At 49.6% G+C, this 1286-nt stretch carries 1 protein-coding gene; it reads right to left on the minus strand.

Features of this window, described 5'->3' with window-relative positions; genetic code table 11:
- Nucleotides 1–1286 (minus strand): SpaA isopeptide-forming pilin-related protein (locus LI114_RS13485; protein WP_264468338.1); only part of this gene is annotated, 1286 nt, incomplete at both ends.

The raw sequence follows: 1286 nt of genomic DNA on the forward strand, positions 1-1286 counted from the left end.
CCTGTTGCAGGCGGTGTGTCAGTAGGCGGAGTGCTCGGCGGTGTAGTCGGTGTAAGCTCGTCTTTCATGATTACTGTCTGCACCTTGCCGTCGTCTGCTACGGTAAATGTAACGTCGTTGGCGATCTCGTAGCCGTCGGGCGCGATCACTTCATGCAGCTTGTACGTTTCGCCCGCTGCAAGTACGCCCTCGAGGTAGTGCGGCTCGTTGGCAGAAACCCACTCTTCGACGACCTTTCCGTCTTTGTCGATGACCTGTAACTTAGCGCCGGGCAGCTCTTTGCCGGTAGTTATATCCTGCTTGCTCAGCTTGACCTTTGTAGTGTCGTTATAGATCTCAGCAGTTATCGTTTCGGCATAGATCACCTCAACACTTTCAGGGTCTGCAACAAGATAACCGTAAGGTACGGTCTTGCCGCTTTCGGTGATCGTGTACGTTCCGATGGGGATATTAGCGAATTTTGCAATACCCTTTTCGTCAGTGGTTGCGGTTATCGAAATATCGCGTCCGCTGTCGGAAGTGCCGCTGAGTATGAAGTCTATTCCGCTCAGGTTCGTCATGCCCCTTGTTGTCTTGTGAACTTCAATAGAGCCTGTTTTTTCGTCATTGTGTATCTCCTGCGTAGTAGTTTCCGCATAGTAAACTTCTACCGCTACGGGGTCGGCGGTAAGATACGCATAAGGCGTGGTCTTGCCGTCCTCGATAATGTCATATGTTCCGATCGGCACGTTTTCAAACTTTGCAATGCCCTTTTCGTCAGTAGTTGCAGTTATCGAGATCTCACGTCCGCTGTCGGAAGTACCGCTGAGTATGAAGTCGATACCTGAGAGATTGAGCATACCCTCAGTTGTTTTGTGAACTTCTATCGAGCCTTTCTTTTCGTCATTGTAAATCTCCTGAGTTGTAGTTTCTGCATAGTATACTTCTACCGATACAGGGTCGGCGGTAAGATAAGCATAAGGCGTGGTGCTGCCGTCCTCAGTGACCTCATATGTTCCTACGGGAATGTGCTCAAAGAGCGCTATACCGTTTCCGTCGGTAACGGCGTACTCGTTTACTACCGTTCCAGCGTCAGATGTTCCAGAAAGCGTGAAACCTATACCGCTAAGATTAAGCATACCTTCGGTGGTTTTCTTTATCTGTATGCTTCCAGACTTCTCGTAGTTTACGATGGTCTTTGTCAGTTCAACAGTAGAAATGCTGTTGCCGCCGTACTCTGCGGTGAACTCTATCGGCTCAGAGAGCGGCTCGTAGTATTCGGGTACTGTGGCAGGATCTTCGGAAAT

The organism is Ruminococcus sp. 210702-SL.1.03 (assembly GCF_020559915.1).
GTDB lineage: Bacteria > Bacillota > Clostridia > Oscillospirales > Ruminococcaceae > YE71.